The organism is Actinomadura luzonensis (assembly GCF_022664455.2).
In the GTDB taxonomy this organism is placed as follows: Bacteria; Actinomycetota; Actinomycetes; order Streptosporangiales; family Streptosporangiaceae; genus Nonomuraea; species Nonomuraea luzonensis.
The window spans coordinates 1,244,532-1,258,366 of sequence record NZ_JAKRKC020000002.1; the positions used below are offsets into that span (position 1 = coordinate 1,244,532).

Annotated in this window: 14 protein-coding genes; 2 read left to right on the top strand and 12 right to left on the bottom strand. The window is 75.3% G+C overall.

Features of this window, described 5'->3' with window-relative positions; translation table 11 throughout:
* Positions 1–5: 5 nt before the first annotated feature.
* The 10 genes from MF672_RS35980 to MF672_RS36020 form a co-directional block, all read right to left on the bottom strand.
* The gene (locus MF672_RS35980) at positions 6–1,235 is read right to left on the bottom strand and encodes a cation:proton antiporter (RefSeq protein ID WP_328517133.1); all 1,230 of its coding nucleotides are present in this window, start codon (positions 1,233–1,235) and stop codon (positions 6–8) included.
* The gene (locus tag MF672_RS51985; RefSeq protein WP_328517129.1) at positions 1,127–1,591 is read right to left on the bottom strand and encodes a cation:proton antiporter domain-containing protein; all 465 of its coding nucleotides are present in this window, start codon (positions 1,589–1,591) and stop codon (positions 1,127–1,129) included. Before MF672_RS51985 ends, MF672_RS35980 begins: the two co-directional genes overlap by 109 nt.
* 45 nt (positions 1,592–1,636) lie before the next feature.
* Positions 1,637–2,269 (bottom strand): vitamin K epoxide reductase family protein, encoded by a 633-nt coding sequence (locus MF672_RS35985; RefSeq protein WP_242383538.1) that lies wholly within the window; start codon positions 2,267–2,269, stop codon positions 1,637–1,639.
* Entirely contained in the window at positions 2,266–3,027 is a 762-nt protein-coding gene (locus tag MF672_RS35990) for a DsbA family protein (RefSeq protein WP_242383537.1), read from the bottom strand. Before MF672_RS35990 ends, MF672_RS35985 begins: the two co-directional genes overlap by 4 nt.
* 114 nt (positions 3,028–3,141) lie before the next feature.
* The gene (locus MF672_RS35995) at positions 3,142–4,134 is read right to left on the bottom strand and encodes a M24 family metallopeptidase (RefSeq protein WP_247815595.1); all 993 of its coding nucleotides are present in this window, start codon (positions 4,132–4,134) and stop codon (positions 3,142–3,144) included.
* Positions 4,131–5,042, bottom strand: a complete 912-nt coding sequence (locus tag MF672_RS36000) for an ABC transporter ATP-binding protein (protein ID WP_242383781.1) — start codon at positions 5,040–5,042, stop codon at positions 4,131–4,133. The genes MF672_RS35995 and MF672_RS36000 overlap by 4 nt, the downstream gene beginning before the upstream one ends.
* Positions 5,039–5,815 (bottom strand): ABC transporter ATP-binding protein, encoded by a 777-nt coding sequence (locus MF672_RS36005; RefSeq protein WP_242383782.1) that lies wholly within the window; start codon positions 5,813–5,815, stop codon positions 5,039–5,041. Before MF672_RS36005 ends, MF672_RS36000 begins: the two co-directional genes overlap by 4 nt.
* Positions 5,812–6,672: an ABC transporter permease gene (locus tag MF672_RS36010; protein WP_242383783.1), complete on the bottom strand. Its 861-nt coding sequence runs from the start codon at positions 6,670–6,672 to the stop codon at positions 5,812–5,814. The genes MF672_RS36005 and MF672_RS36010 overlap by 4 nt, the downstream gene beginning before the upstream one ends.
* Complete coding sequence (locus MF672_RS36015) at positions 6,669–7,718, bottom strand: ABC transporter permease (protein ID WP_242383784.1); 1,050 nt, start codon at positions 7,716–7,718, stop codon at positions 6,669–6,671. The genes MF672_RS36010 and MF672_RS36015 overlap by 4 nt, the downstream gene beginning before the upstream one ends.
* Positions 7,719–9,299, bottom strand: coding sequence for an ABC transporter substrate-binding protein (locus MF672_RS36020; RefSeq protein WP_242383785.1), 1,581 nt, complete (start codon positions 9,297–9,299; stop codon positions 7,719–7,721).
* 111 nt (positions 9,300–9,410) lie between these two features.
* Here MF672_RS36020 and MF672_RS36025 point away from each other — a divergent pair, with 111 nt between their 5' ends.
* Positions 9,411–10,049 carry an Lrp/AsnC family transcriptional regulator gene (locus MF672_RS36025; protein WP_242383786.1) on the top strand — a complete coding sequence of 213 codons (639 nt, stop codon included), beginning with the start codon at positions 9,411–9,413 and terminating at the stop codon, positions 10,047–10,049.
* 19 nt (positions 10,050–10,068) lie between these two features.
* Here the strand turns inward: MF672_RS36025 and MF672_RS36030 are convergent, their stop codons facing one another.
* Positions 10,069–10,440 (bottom strand): avidin-fold protein, encoded by a 372-nt coding sequence (locus tag MF672_RS36030; protein WP_507161381.1) that lies wholly within the window; start codon positions 10,438–10,440, stop codon positions 10,069–10,071.
* A 76-nt stretch (positions 10,441–10,516) separates the two neighbouring features.
* Positions 10,517–13,252 carry a helix-turn-helix transcriptional regulator gene (locus MF672_RS51555; protein ID WP_302893332.1) on the bottom strand — a complete coding sequence of 912 codons (2,736 nt, stop codon included), beginning with the start codon at positions 13,250–13,252 and terminating at the stop codon, positions 10,517–10,519.
* A gap of 178 nt (positions 13,253–13,430) precedes the next feature.
* On the opposite strand from MF672_RS51555, the gene MF672_RS36050 reads away from it, so the two are divergent.
* Positions 13,431–13,589 (top strand): hypothetical protein, encoded by a 159-nt coding sequence (locus tag MF672_RS36050; protein ID WP_242384043.1) that lies wholly within the window; start codon positions 13,431–13,433, stop codon positions 13,587–13,589.
* Positions 13,590–13,835 lie beyond the last annotated feature (246 nt).

Here is a 13,835-nt window from a genome sequence, read left to right on the forward strand (position 1 = left end):
CACGCCTATCGCAGGCTGCGGGCGTCCAGGCGGCGCAGCACCCGCGAGACGACGGCCGGGTCGGCGTAGGGGTCGCGGCGGGCGTCGAGCACCGCCTGGCGGGCGGCCGACAACATCTCGCCCTGCACCCGGCGCACCAGCCGGACGCGCCGCGCCCGCGCCTCGTACGCCTCCCGCCGCTCCTCCTCGCCCGCCTCCGGGCTGATCCACAGCCCGAACCCCATCATGCGGCGGGCGAGCTGCTCGACGACCTCCTCCGGCAGGTCCTCGGCCGCGTCGATCTCCCGTAGCCGCCGCTTGGCCGCCCGCGCGGCGGCGACGGCCAGGCGTTTCTCCAGCTCCCGCTCGGCCGCCGTGTCCGCCTTGACGCCGAGCCGGCCGACCAGCCACGGCAGCGTCAGCCCCTGCGCGAGCAGCGTCACCAGCACGACGGCGAACGCGATGAACACGATCACCGCCCGCTCGGGGAACGGGGAGCCGTCGGCCAGCGTCAGCGGGATGGCGAGGACGAGCGCCACCGACGCCACCCCGCGCATGCCCGCCCACCACATGACGACGGTCTCGCGCCAGCTCAGCGGGATCTCGGTGTCGGCGCGCCGCGCCCCGCCCGTCCTCTTGGCCAGCCACGCCGCGGGCAGCAGCCACAGCAGCCGGACCAGCACCACGACCGCGACGACGGCGCCGCCCCAGGCCAGCAGCGGCCGGAGCCGGCCTTGCTCGGTGCCGAGCACGGCGTGCAGCTCCAGCCCGATCAGCCCGAACGCGACGCCCGTCACCAGCGTCTCCACGACCTGCCAGAACGTGCCCGCGGCGAACCTGCCGAGCACGTCGTCGGCGTCGGCCGTGCGGTCGCCCAGGTAGAAGGAGGTGGTCAGCACGGCCAGCACGCCCGAGCCGTGCAGCTCGTCGGCCAGGGCGTAGCTGACGAACGGCACCAGCAGCGACAGCCCGACCTGCAGCGTGGCGTCGCCGAGCAGGTCCATCAGCCGCGCGCTCAGCCAGCCGAGCCCGAACCCGACGAGCACGGCCACCACCGCCGACAGCGCGAACTCCGCCAGCGCCCCCGGCCAGGAGAACGCGCCGGTCACCGCGGCCACGATCGCGACGTGGTAGAGCACGATGGCCGTCACGTCGTTGAACAGCCCCTCGCCCTCCAGCAGCGACACCATGCGCCGCGGCAGCCCGAGCCGCCCGGCCACGGCCGGGGCCGCGACCGGGTCGGGCGGCGCGACCAGGGCGCCGAGCGCCACGGCGGCGGCCGGCGGCAGCCCGGCACGAGCGCGTGCGCGACCGCCGCCACGGCCGCCGTCGTGACGAACACCAGCGCCACGGCCAGCAGGAAGATCGGCCGCCAGTTGGCCGCGAACTCCCGCCACGAGGTGCGCCGCGCCGCCGCGTACAGCAGCGGCGGCAGCAGCAGGGGCAGGACGATGCCGGGCGGCACGTCCACGTTCGGCACGAACGGCAGGACGGCCAGCAGGATGCCGAGCAGGGTCATGAGCACGGGCGCGGGCAGCCCCAGCCGCTCGCCGAGCGGCACGGTGATCAGCGCGCCCAGCAGCACCAGCACGAGCAGCACGAACTGGCCCACGACACCCCCCGATGATCGCCCGCGACCCAGGGTAGCCGAGCCGGGTCAGCCGAACAGCGCGGCCCCGTACCGCAGCACGATCAGCAGGGCGAGCGCGAGCAGCCAGATCGTCACCGCCAGCGCGTCCAGGTCGGCGGCGATGGCCGCGCGGAGCGCCGCCTGCGCCCGGCGGGGCAGGAACAGGTTGCCGTCGCGGATGTTGACGTGCGTCAGCGTGGACCAGACCAGCGTGGTCGAGACCGTCACCAGCAGGCACCACGGGCACAGCGCGCCGATCACGTACATCGACTGCGACAGCAGCCAGTACGCGAACACCAGCCCGAGCGTGTACACCACCTGCGCCGCGAACATGAACCACCGGGGGAAGCGCGTCCCGCCGAGCCCCGCCGTCGCGATCGTGATCACGACCGGCTCGCACATCAGCCCGAGGAAGGCGTTGGGGAAGCCGAACAGGTGCGCCTGCCACGAGCTGCCCACCGTGCCGCAGCTCACCACGCTGTTGAGGTTGCACGACAGGTCGGCGGCCGGGTCGGCGGCCAGCGCCAGCGCGTCCACCGACAGCACGAACGACGCGGTCAGGCTGAGGCACGCCGACAGCAGCATGGTGCCGAAGATCCAGCCGTCGGAGTGGCGCAGGGCGTGCAGGCGGGGCAGGACGCCCGCCGCGGGACGGGTCACCGCGCGCCCTTCGCCGCCGCCGTCACCGCGTCCGTGAAGGGGCCGGTCGTGTAGAGGTCGCCCTTGAACGGCGTCCCGCCGATCTTGACGGTGGGGGTGCCGGTGATGCCGGAGGCGAACGCCCGCTGGGTCGCGGCGGCCGCCCACGCCTCGAAGGAGCGCCCGGCGAAGGCGTCCACGACGGCGGCGGGCACCCCGGACTCGCGGGCCAGCGCCGCGATCCGCGCGTCGCTCAGCCCCTGGGAGCCCTCGGCGGGCTGGTGGGCGTACAGGGCGGCGGTGAAGGGCAGGACCTTGTCCGGGGCGCGGTCGGCGACGGTGGCGACGGCGTTCGCGGCCCGCGTGGAGTACCTGGTGCCGCCGCTCGCCTGGTCGAGGAAGGCCAGCGGGTGCAGCTCCAGCCGCACGGTGCCGGCGGCGACCAGCCGCGCGATCTCGCCGCCGTTGGCCGCCTCGAAGCGCCCGCAGTACGGGCACATGTAGTCGAGGTAGACCTCCACGGTGACCGGCGCGCCGGCCCGGCCGAGGGCGAGGGCCCCGCCCGCGGTCGCGATCGCCGGGGCCCGGCCCGGGGCAGCCGCGGGGGAGGGCCTGCCGCCCGCCGCGTTGACCAGGGCGATCACGATGGCGGCGACCAGTCCCACGACGATCAGCCCGCCGCCCGCCGCGATCAGGCGGATCCGCTTCCTCCTGCGCCGCTCCGCGGCGGCGCGGGCGTCGCGCAGCGCGCGCGACCTGCCTCGTGCCTCGGTGCTCATGGCCCCTCAGCCTGCGGCATCGGGCCGCCCGCGCACCCGGGTCCAAGGTCCCGACCTCGCGGCCCTTGGTCCCGGATCGGACGATCATGCCCGCGCGGCCGCCAGGTGGCCGGTTCAGCGTTCCAGGACGTGCAGCGGCGGCGGCCCGCCGGTCAGCACCAGCGGCCCGTCCTGCGTGCAGGCCACCACGTCCGCCACCCGCGCCCCGAACAGGTCGGCCACGTAGATGGCCGGCTCCAGGCAGAACGTCATGCCGGGCGCGAGCGGCGTGTCCTCGCCCAGCCACGGCCCCTCCTCCGGCCCGAGGCCGACGCCGCGCCCGGCGTGGGCGGCGGCGAAGCGGCCGTAGCCGCTGGCGTCGATGACCTCGGCGGCGGCCGCGGCGACGGCCCGGGCGGGGGCGGGCGGCCGGGCCGCGGCCAGGGCGGCGCGGTGGGCGGCCAGCACCACCGTGTACATGGCCTCGTAGTCCTCCGGCGGCTCGGCCACCGCGAACACCCGGGCCACCTCGGCGCACCAGCCGCCCCACCGCCCGCACACCGACACCAGCAGCGCGTCCCCGGGGTTGATCACCCGGTCGCCGGGCCGGTGCTCCGGCCGGGCCGTGTGCTCGCCGGCGGCCACCCGCAGCGCCAGCACCTCCTCGCAGCCCGACTCCAGCGCCAGCAGCCGCAGCCGGCCGGCCATCGCCCGCTCGCTCGCGCCGAACCAGGCCAGCTCGCGCGCCTGCCGCAGCACCTCCTCGGCCCGCAGCGCGGCCCGCTCGACGGCGGCCACCTCGGGCGGCTCCTTGCGCAGCCGCAGCGGCGCCAGCACCGCCGAGGCGGGCACCAGCTCGGCCGCGATCGCCATGCCGAACAGCTCGCGCACCCGCATCTCCGGGTCCACCCCGACCCGCCGCGCGCCCGGCGGCACCAGCGCGGCCGGGTCGCCGGTCTCGACGGCCGCGTCCCCGGTGACGACCAGGTAGCCGGCGCCGTCCCGGCCGCCGAGGAAGCGGAAGTCCGGCGAGGGCCGCAGCACCAGCGCGTCCACCCCGGCCGCGGCCATCGCGGCGCGGGCCGCGGCCAGGCGCGCCGCGCGCCCGGCCGCCGGCAGCGGCGTCACCGCGGCTCGTGCAGCCAGCAGGCGACCGGGCCGAACGCGGGATCCTCGTCCCGGCACCGGTCCATGACCAGCGGGCAGCGCGGGTGGAAGCGGCAGCCGGCGGGCGGCGCGGCCGGGTCGGGCACGTCGCCGGGCAGCTCGGCGGGCAGCACGCCCATCCCGTCCGGGCGGGGGATGGCCTGCAGCAGCGCCCTGGTGTACGGGTGCCGCGGCTCGGCCCACACCTCCTCGGTGCGCCCGGTCTCGACGATCCGGCCCAGGTACATGACGGCCACCCGGTCGGCGATCAGCCGCACCACGGACAGGTCGTGGCTGATGAACAGCAGCCCGGCGCCCGACTCGACGGCGAGGTCGCGCATGAGCCTGGCCACCTGCGCCTGCGCGGAGGCGTCCAGCGCGGAGATCGGCTCGTCGCCGATGAGCAGCCGCGGCCGGGCGGCCAGCGCCCGCGCGATGGCCACGCGCTGCCGCTGCCCGCCGGAGAACTCGTGCGGGTGCCGGCCGGCGAACTCGCGCGGCAGGCCCACGCGTTCCAGCAGGTCGGCGGGGGAGGCGGTGGTGTCGCGGGAGGCCCGCAGCCCGTCGGCGATCTGGTCGCCGACCCGGCGGCGCGGGTTCAGCGACGTGTACGGGTCCTGGAACACCATCTGGACGCCCGTCTGCCGCCTGCGCCGCAGCCCGAGCGGCATGACCGGCTCGCCCTCGAAGGCGATCGTCCCCGCGGTGACCGGGTTCAGCCCGCACACCGCGCGGGCCAGCGTCGACTTGCCGCACCCGGACTCGCCGACCAGCCCCACGACCTCGCCGGGGCCGACCCGCAGGCTCGCGCCGGCCACGGCCCGCACCGGCGGCCGGCCGGGGGAGCGGTGCTCGACGACCAGGTCGTCCACCGTCAGAAGGGCAGTCATCGGACCTCCGCGTCGGGCAGGGACTCCAGCAGGGAGCGGGTGTAGGCGTGCGCCGGCTCGCGCAGCACCCGGCCGCGCGGCCCGGACTCCACGACCAGGCCGTCCTTCATCACGCTCACCTCGTCGGCGACCGCCGACATCACGCCGAGGTCGTGGGTGACCAGCAGCACCGCGAGGCCCAACTCGTCGCACAGGCCGCGCAGCAGCCGCAGCACGCCGGCCTGGACGGTCACGTCGAGGGCGGTCGTCGGCTCGTCGGCGATGAGCACCTTCGGCGAGCAGGCCAGCGCGACGGCGATGGCGATGCGCTGCCGCATGCCGCCGGAGAACTGGTGGGGGTAGCGCCGGTACGCCTCCGCGGCGCCCGGGATGCGTACCTTGCCCAGCAGCTCCACGGCCCGCTCCCGGGCCTCGGCCTTGCCCAGCCCGAGGTGGTGGCGCATGTGCTCGGTGAGCTGGCGGCCGACGGTCAGCATGGGGTGCAGGCTGGTCGCCGGGTCCTGGAAGACCATGGCGACCTCGCCGCCGCGCACCTTGTTGAGCTCCTTGGCCGGCAGCGTGAGCAGGTCCCGGCCGCCGAGCCGGATCGCGCCCGTGGCGCGGGAGCCGTGCGGCAGCAGCCCCAGCACGGCGAGGCCGGTCATGGTCTTGCCCGAGCCGCTCTCGCCGGCCAGGCCGTGCACCTTGCCGGGCTCCAGCCGCAGGTCCACGCCGCGCAGCACGTCCCGGCCGCCGATCGTCACCTTCAGCCCGGCGATGTCGAGGGCCGTCACAGGGCACGCTCCTTGATCGCGCGGGCGGTGCGCGGGTCGAGCGCGTCGCGCAGGGTGTCGCCGAGGAAGTTGAACGCCAGCACCACCGTCAGGATCGCCAGGCCGGGGAACGTCGCCACCCACCAGCTGTCGAACACCTCGACGCCGGAGGCGACCATCGCCCCCCACTCCGGGGACGGCGGCTTGGCCCCGAGCCCCAGGAACGACAGCCCCGACAGCAGCAGCAGCGCGGTGCCGATGTCCAGGGTGGCCAGCACCAGCACGGGGCCGGTGATGTTGGGCAGCACGTCCACCCGCAGCGAGCGCCACACCGAGAAGCCGAGCAGCCGCCCGCTCAGCACGAACTCCCGCTCGCGCACCCCCAGCACCAGCCCGCGGGTGACGCGGGCATAGGAGGGCCAGGCGACCACCAGCACCGCCAGCACCGCGTTGGCCAGGCTCGCGCCGAGCGCCGCGGCCACCACCATGGCGAGGATCACCGTCGGGAACGCGAACACCAGGTCCGCCACCCGCATGATCGTCTCGTCCGCCCAGCGGCCGAAGTAGCCGGCGACCGCGCCCAGCAGGCCGCCGATCAGCACCGACAGCGCCACCAGCAGCAGCGTCAGCGGGATCGACACCCGCGCGCCGTACAGGACGCGGCTGAGGATGTCGCGGCCGAGCTGATCCGTGCCGAACCAGTGCCCCGGCCCCGGCGGGGCCAGCCGCGGCAGGTCCTGCGCGAGCGGGTCGTGCGGGGCCAGCACCGGCGCGGCCAGCACGACCACCAGCCAGGCCGCCGCGAGCACCGCGCCGCTGACGGCGAGCGGCTGCCGCCACGCCTCGGGAAGCCTGCCCAGCAGGCCGGCGCCTCTCATTGCAACCTCACTCGGGGGTCGATGACGCCGTACAGGACGTCCACGACCAGGTTGATGACCAGGTAGACGATGCCCACGACCAGGCCGACGCCCATGACGGCGGGCAGGTCGAGGCTGGTGGCGCTCTTGTACGCGTACTGCCCGATGCCCGGCCAGGCGAAGATCGCCTCCACCAGGACGGTGCCGGACAGCAGGCTGCCGAAGGCGAGGCCGGCGACCGTGATGATGGGCACCAGCGCCGAGCGGAGCACGTACCGGAACAGCACCGTCCGGCCGGGCAGGCCCTTGGCCCGGGCGGCGCGCACGTAGTCCTGCCCCAGCACCTCCAGCACCGCCGAGCGGGTGAAGCGGGTCAGCAGGCCGATCGTGTAGAGCGCCAGCACCAGCGCGGGCGTGACCAGGTGGCCGGCGGCGGAGACGAAGATGTCCCAGCGGCCGGCGATCAGCGCGTCCACGGTCTGCAGGCCGGTGACCGGCGGGGCGGAGCCGAGCGCCACGTCCACCCGGCCGCTGCCCGGGGTGAGCTGCAGCCGGTAGAAGAACACGTAGAACGCCACCAGCGCCAGCCAGAACGTCGGCACCGAGATGCCGATGAGGCTGAGCAGCCGCAGCGCGTGGTCGGCCAGGCGGTCGCGGCGCAGCGCGGCGACCACGCCGAAGGCCACGCCCAGCACCAGCGACACCAGGATCGCCGCCCCGGCCAGCTCCAGCGTGGCCGGCACGAACTCGGCCAGGTCCGCGCTCACCGGCCGGTGGCTCTGCTGGCTGACGCCGAGGTCGCCGTGCAGCAGGCCCTGCAGGTGCAGGAGGTACTGCTGCCACAGCGGCTTGTCCAGGCCGTGCTCGGCCCGCCACTGCGCGACGATGGCCGGGTCGCCGAGCGCCCGCTGGCCCAGGTTGGCCGCCACCGGGTCGCCCGGCACCAGGTTCGTCAGCACGAACGTGACGAGCGTGATCCCCCACGCCATGAGCACGGCGAGCAGCACCCGCCGGACCAGGAACCGGGCCAGCGGGGGAACCCGCCGCCCGGACACCTGCTGCTTCATCTACTTGACGCCGAGGTCGGCGATGTCGACCGTCCACACCGGGTGGTACTCCAGCCCGGTCACCGAGGCGGCCGTCACGATGTTCTGCGACGGCTGGACCAGCGTGACGAACGGCCCGGAGGCGTTCAGCTTGGTCTGCAGGTCGGCGTAGGCGGCCTTGCGGGCCTCGTCGCCGACCGCCGTCGCGGCCTTCTCGCCGGCGGCCTCGATCTCCTTGGCCGCGCCCGCCTTCCAGCCGGCCCGCAGGCCGACCGTCTTGCCGGGCAGGAAGGCCAGGTAGTCGCTCGGGTCCGGGTAGTCAGGGCCCCAGTACCACAGGCCCATCTCCTCCTTGCCGTTGCGGTAGTTGTCGAGCGCGGTCGTCACCGGCGCGGGCTGCAGGTCCACCGTGATGCCGACCTCCTTGAGGTTGGCCTGGATGCGCTCGGCGAACGGCTGGAACGGCAGGCCGTTCACGGTCAGCTCGCTCGGGTACTCCAGCTTCACCGAGGGGTTGGCCAGGCCGCTCGCGGCCAGCGCCGCCTTGGCGCCCTCGACGTCCCGCTTGGCGGCCTGCTCGGCCGGCAGCGCGCCGAGGAGCTGCGACGGGATCACGCCCGGCGCCTGCGCCGCGCCCTCGCCGGCCAGCTCCAGCAGGCCCGCGTAGTCGACGCCCTTGCGCACGGCCTCGACGAACTTGGGGTTCGAGGTGACCTTGCTGACGCCGGTGTCCTGGTTGGCGAGGAGGAAGAGCACGTTGGCCGAGGCGGTCTTCTTCACCTGCAGGGTGGCGGGCATGCCGTTCACCTGGTCGCCGGACAGGTTGAGCGCGATCTGGCTGTCGCCGCGCTGCACGTTCAGCTTCTGCGTGGCCGCCTCGACGTTGCGCAGCACGACCTTGTCGTAGGCGGGCTTGGTCCCGTGGTACTTCGGGTTGGCCTTGAGCGTGACCTGGCTGCTGACGTTGAAGGACTCGATCGTGTACGGGCCCGACCCGGCCCCGGTGGAGTTCAGCCACTGCTCGGCCTTGTCCTGCGGGTCGGTGGTGGCGCCGTGCTGCTGGGCGAGCTTGCTGTTGATGATGCCGAGCGCCGGGTTCGGCAGGATGTACGGCAGCGCCGGGTTGGCCGCCTTCGACGTCAGCGTGATCGTCGTGTCGTCGGTCTTGGCCACCTCGACGCCGTCCAGCAGGAACGACGGGGTGCCCTTCATGTCGCGCACCCGGGTCAGGGAGAACACCACGTCGTCGGCGGTCACCGGCGCGCCGTCGGCGAAGGTCGCGCCCTGCTTGAGCTTCAGCGTGAGGGTCTTGCCGTCCTCGCTCAGCTCGTAGGACTCGGCGAGCGAGGGCACCGGCTTGGTCACGTCGGAGCCGTCGAAGGTGAGCAGCGTCTCGTAGACGGCCTTGTCGACGACGAGGCCGGTCGGCTCGTAGGTGCGGCCGGGGTCGGCCGTCTTCAGGTCGAAGGACGTGTCGATGACCAGCGTCCGGCCGCCACCGCCGCCCGCGGGGGCCTGTGACGACGTGCCGCCGCTACCGCAGGCGGCAAGGGTGAGCGCACCGGCGAGCAGCACAGCCGCCGTCTGCGAGCGGGTCGCCATGGAGGTCCTCCAAGATCTGGACGTTCAGCAGAGAGATGCCGAGAAGTGTGCGGCAGAACGTCCAGGTACTGTGCGCTCCGTAAGACGTATATAAAGGTCGATGAGGCAATGATGAGTGATATTTCTAGGAATGGCGTCAGCGGTGGCGGTCAGCCTGGACGGATCGGCATCGGTCTGGAGCTGGACGACATCCACCTGAAGATCCTTGAGGTCCTGCGCGAGAACGGCCGCATCTCGGTCGCCGCGCTGGCCGAACGCGTCGGCATCTCGCGGGCCAACGCCTACACCCGCTTCGAGGCGCTGCGCGCGGACGGCGCGATCAAGCGCTTCACCGCCGAGATCGACCACGGGCGGGCCGGGCTCGGCATCACCGCGCTGATCTTCGTGACCGTGCGGCAGCAGATGTGGAAGCAGTTCAGGGCCGAGCTGGCCCGGATGCCGGAGGTCGAGTACTGCGCCATCACCACCGGCCAGCACGACGCGATGATCCAGGTCAGGGTGGCCGACGTGGCCGCGGTGCACACCATGGTCACCGACCGGCTGGCCAACATCCCCGCCGTCAAGGCCACCGAGACCGTGTTCATCCTGGACGAGGTGCTGCGGCGGCCGTACGTGCTGCCCGGCGACGGCCGCCAGCGCGCCACGGCGGCCCGCCGCCCCGCCACGGAGGAGCGGGGCGACGTGCCGCTCGGCAAGATGCGCTTCGTCGGCGCCGCCGAGGGCCGCGCCGCCCTGCGCAAGGACGACTGACGGGCCTACCGCGCCCGGCTCACCCGGCCACTTCGGCGCACACGCTGACGTGCGGCGTGTCGTCGCCGTCGAAGCTGAACTCCTCCACCAGCCGCAGCAGGCCGTCCTCGCCGGTCTCGACCCGGCTGCTGCTGCGGCCGGCCGCCGTGCCGCCCGCCTTCAGCGCGTGCACGTACGAGATCAGGACCTGCTCGCCCTCCCGGGTGCCCACGAAGCGCCCCTGGATCACGGTGTCGCCCGTGTAGCTGCCCCACACCAGCCCGTCGGACTCCCAGTACTCGAACTCCGTCGGGCTGTCCGGGTCCACCGCGCTCGCGGTAGAGCTCACCATCACGAATTTACGGCCGTTGAGATTCACGGCCCCATGCTCCACACATTTCCGGCATCTCACTTCACGGCTGGACGAATGGTCAGCACGTCCCGTCATGCCCCGGAAATCCGTCCAGCCGCCGCCTCCCCGCGGCCCCTCACCGCAGGAGCTTGGTCGTCAGCCCCACCCGCGAGTTCACCCCCAGCTTGGCGTAGGCGTTGCCCAGGTGGTACTCGATGGTCTTCACGCTCAGCACCAGCTCCCTCGCCACCTGCCGGTTCGTCATCCCGGTCGCCACCAGCCGCGCCACCGCCTGCTCCTGCGGCGTCAGCCGCAGCAGCGGCGAGGAGCCCGGCTCCGGGCGCGGCGCGCCGCACGCCCCCAGCTCCCGCTCGCACCGGTCCGCGTACGGCGCCGCGCCCAGCCGGGCGAACAGCCCGAGCGCCAGGTCGAGCTGCGCCTGCGCCTGCCGCCGCCGGCCCAGCCTGCGCAGGAACCGGCCGTAGGCCAGCCGCAGCCGCGCCTCCTCGAACGGCAGCCCGGCCGCCGCCGCGTGCTCCAGGCCCCCCGTGAACGCCGCCTCCGCCGGCTCGTTCTCGTGCCGGGCCGCGTGCAGGCCGCCCCGGCTGCGGGCCGCCGCGGCCAGCGCCGAGTGCCGGCCGCGCCGCGCCGCCAGCCACTCCGCGCCCGCCAGGTGCGTCTCGGCGCGCTCCGCCTCGCCGAGCGCCACCAGCGCGTCCACCAGCAGGTCCAGCCACTGCACCACGCCCGGCACGTACACGACGTCGTGCACCCGCCCCGCCAGCAGCGGCTCCAGCGCCGCCCCCGTCCCCGCGTGGTCGCCCCGCGCGGCGGCCAGGTGCGCGGCGGCGGCGCAGGCGCGCGAGCGCCGCGACCGCGCCCGCCTGTTGCCCTCCAGCGCCGCCGCCACGTGCGCCTCCGCCGCCGCCCAGTCGCCGCGCGCCGCCGGCACCAGCGCGGCCAGCCCGTGGCAGACCGGCGACAACCACCGCTGGTCGGCGTCGTCGGCCACCGACGCGGCCGTCTCGGTGTGCAGCGAGGCGTCGTCCCAGCGGCCCGCCCGGTACTCCGCCTGCCCCAGCATCGCCATCGCCAGCATCCGGAACGGCACCGACCGCTCCCCGCACGCCGCCACCGTGCCCGCCAGGTCCGCCATCGCGCCCGGCAGGTCGTCCCGGTAGGTGCGCAGCAGGCCGCGGCCGAGCAGCGCGTCCAGCTCGGCGATCGTCGCCGAGGCCGGGGCGGGCAGGTCGCGGGCCAGCTCCAGCGCCGTCTCGGCCGCCCCGGACACCGCCAGGCCGGTCAGCTGGGTGTAACGGTTGTAGTCGGTGCTGAAGCGGTAGCCGGGCGCGTGCCGGGCCCGCTCCGCCCACCGGGCCGCCTGCCTCCCCTCCGCCTTGACCAGGCTGAGCAGCGCGAGCTGCTGCGCCGCCCGCGCCGCGAGGCCCGACCCGGCGAGCTCCGGCGAGCCGCCGCGCTCCCAGGCGGTGATCAGGTGCGCGCGGGCCTCCTCCACCTGGCCGCGCACCACCGCCAGGTGACCGAGCGCGTACCCGCGCACCGCCGGGTGCGCCCGCTCCGGCAGCGCCGCGGTCAGCGCCGCGGCCTCCTCCACCCGCCCGTCCAGCAGCAGCGCCTCCACCGCCTCGGCGGCGAGCGGCGCGGGATCGGCCGACAGCTCGGCCGCCGCTTTCAGGTGCTCGGCCGCGCTGCCGAACGCGCCGAGCCGCGCCTGCGCCCGGCCCAGCTCCGCCAGCTCGGCCGCCAGCTCCGGGCTCGGGCCCGCCACCGCCTCCACCCGGTGCCGCAGCCGCGCCTGCCCGCCCTCGGCGACCAGCGCCGCCCGCGCGTGCAGCGCCGCCCGGTGCGCCGGGCCCAGGTCCTGGTAGACGGCCGCCCGGGTCAGCGGGTGGGCGAACGCCGCCACCGGCCCGCGGGCGGAGGACCGTTCCAGGAGCACGCCGGCCCGCACGGCCTCCTCCAGCGCGTGCAACGGCTCGTCGATCGCGGCCACCCGGGCCGCCAGGTGCAGCGGGCACGCCTGGCCCAGCACGCTCACGGCGCTGACCAGCTCCCGCGCCGCCGGCGCGCACCTGGCCACCTTCGCCAGCACCAGCAGCGCGTACGAACGGGGTGCCGGCAGCGGCCGGGCCACGTCGTCCAGCGCCTCCGGCGGCACCTCCTCCAGCAGTGCCCGCAGGTGCAGCGGCACGCCCTCGGTGTGCGCCACCAGCCGGGCCGCCGCCCGCCGCGACAGTCCGCGCGCCCCCGCCGTCTCGGCGAGCGGCCCCGCCATCGCCTCCACCTCGGGCACGCCCAGCCCGGCCAGCCGGAGCCGGCGCGTGCCGTCCGCGCCGAGCAGCCGCAGCAGCCCCTCCGGGCCGGGCAGCGCGGCCACCTCGCGCAGCAGCAGCACCGTGAGCACCCGGTCGGCGCGCAGCCGGCGCAGGCAGAAGGTCAGGGCGCGCAGGGTCGGGCCGTCCGCCCAGTGCAGGTCGTCCACCACCAGGCAGAGCGGCGGCTCGCGCTGCTGCCGCTCGCTGACCACCTCCAGCAGCGCCGCGCCCACCGCCAGCGGGTCCGCCCCGCCGAGCGGCCCGAGCGCGGCCAGCGGCCCCGGCAGGTCGCCGCCGAACAGCCCGGTCAGCGTCCCGTACGGGAGCAGCGCCTCGCCCTCGTCGCCGTCGCCGAGCAGCACGTTGCCCGTGCCGCAGGCGGCCAGGAACCGCTGCACCAGCGTCGTCTTGCCCATGCCCGCCGCGCCCTCGACCACCACCAGGCGCGGCAGCCCGGCGCGGGCGCGCGTGAACTCCTCGCCGAGGCAGCGCAGCTCGCGCTCGCGCCCGACGAAGGTCGCACCACGCTCGACCACGGCGGCCTCCGCACGTCCCAGGTCTCCAACGTGACGCGCCCCCGCGGGCGGCTCAAGTGACACTTGCCTGACCCTTTGTCCAGACCTCGCCAGGAAAACCAGGGGTTATCCCCGGGTACGGCCCCAAGGCGCCGACGGCACATCCTCCATACGCTCGACGGATGGCCTGGGAGGCGTGATGCGCTTCATCGTGGATCTCGAGTACGGCGCGGACGGCGTCCACGGACGACTCACCCGGGAGGGCTCGGACCGGGCGGAGCCCTTCCACGGCTGGCTGGAGCTGCTGCGCCTGCTCGAACGCCCCGATCCCCGGGGAAATCCCCGGGGCCGCCCCTGAAGCGCCCGCCGGGCGCAGGAGCGATCATGTGAGGCGTCCCCCGCAGGAAGGGCGCGGCAACGGAGCCGGCGGGTCGTTCGCGGAGGGACGACCCGAGGCTCCGCGCGACGGGCGGACGTGCCGCGGGCTCCTCGTGGCCGGGCGCCACGACAGTCGCCGGTCCGCCATGCCGGCGCCGGGCCCAGCGGTGACAACGGGGCGGCCGTGCGTACCCATCCGCCGGCCGCCCCGGCTCACCCGCGCCCT

Coding starts and splice junctions, on each gene's coding strand:
- MF672_RS35990 (WP_242383537.1), bottom strand. CDS start 3,027: ATGAGCACCGAGGCACGAGGCAGGTCGCGCGCGCTGCGCGACGCCCGC.
- MF672_RS36000 (WP_242383781.1), bottom strand. CDS start 5,042: ATGACTGCCCTTCTGACGGTGGACGACCTGGTCGTCGAGCACCGCTCC.
- MF672_RS36010 (WP_242383783.1), bottom strand. CDS start 6,672: ATGAGAGGCGCCGGCCTGCTGGGCAGGCTTCCCGAGGCGTGGCGGCAG.
- MF672_RS36015 (WP_242383784.1), bottom strand. CDS start 7,718: ATGAAGCAGCAGGTGTCCGGGCGGCGGGTTCCCCCGCTGGCCCGGTTC.
- MF672_RS36020 (WP_242383785.1), bottom strand. CDS start 9,299: ATGGCGACCCGCTCGCAGACGGCGGCTGTGCTGCTCGCCGGTGCGCTC.
- MF672_RS36025 (WP_242383786.1), top strand. CDS start 9,411: ATGAGTGATATTTCTAGGAATGGCGTCAGCGGTGGCGGTCAGCCTGGA.
- MF672_RS36050 (WP_242384043.1), top strand. CDS start 13,431: ATGCGCTTCATCGTGGATCTCGAGTACGGCGCGGACGGCGTCCACGGA.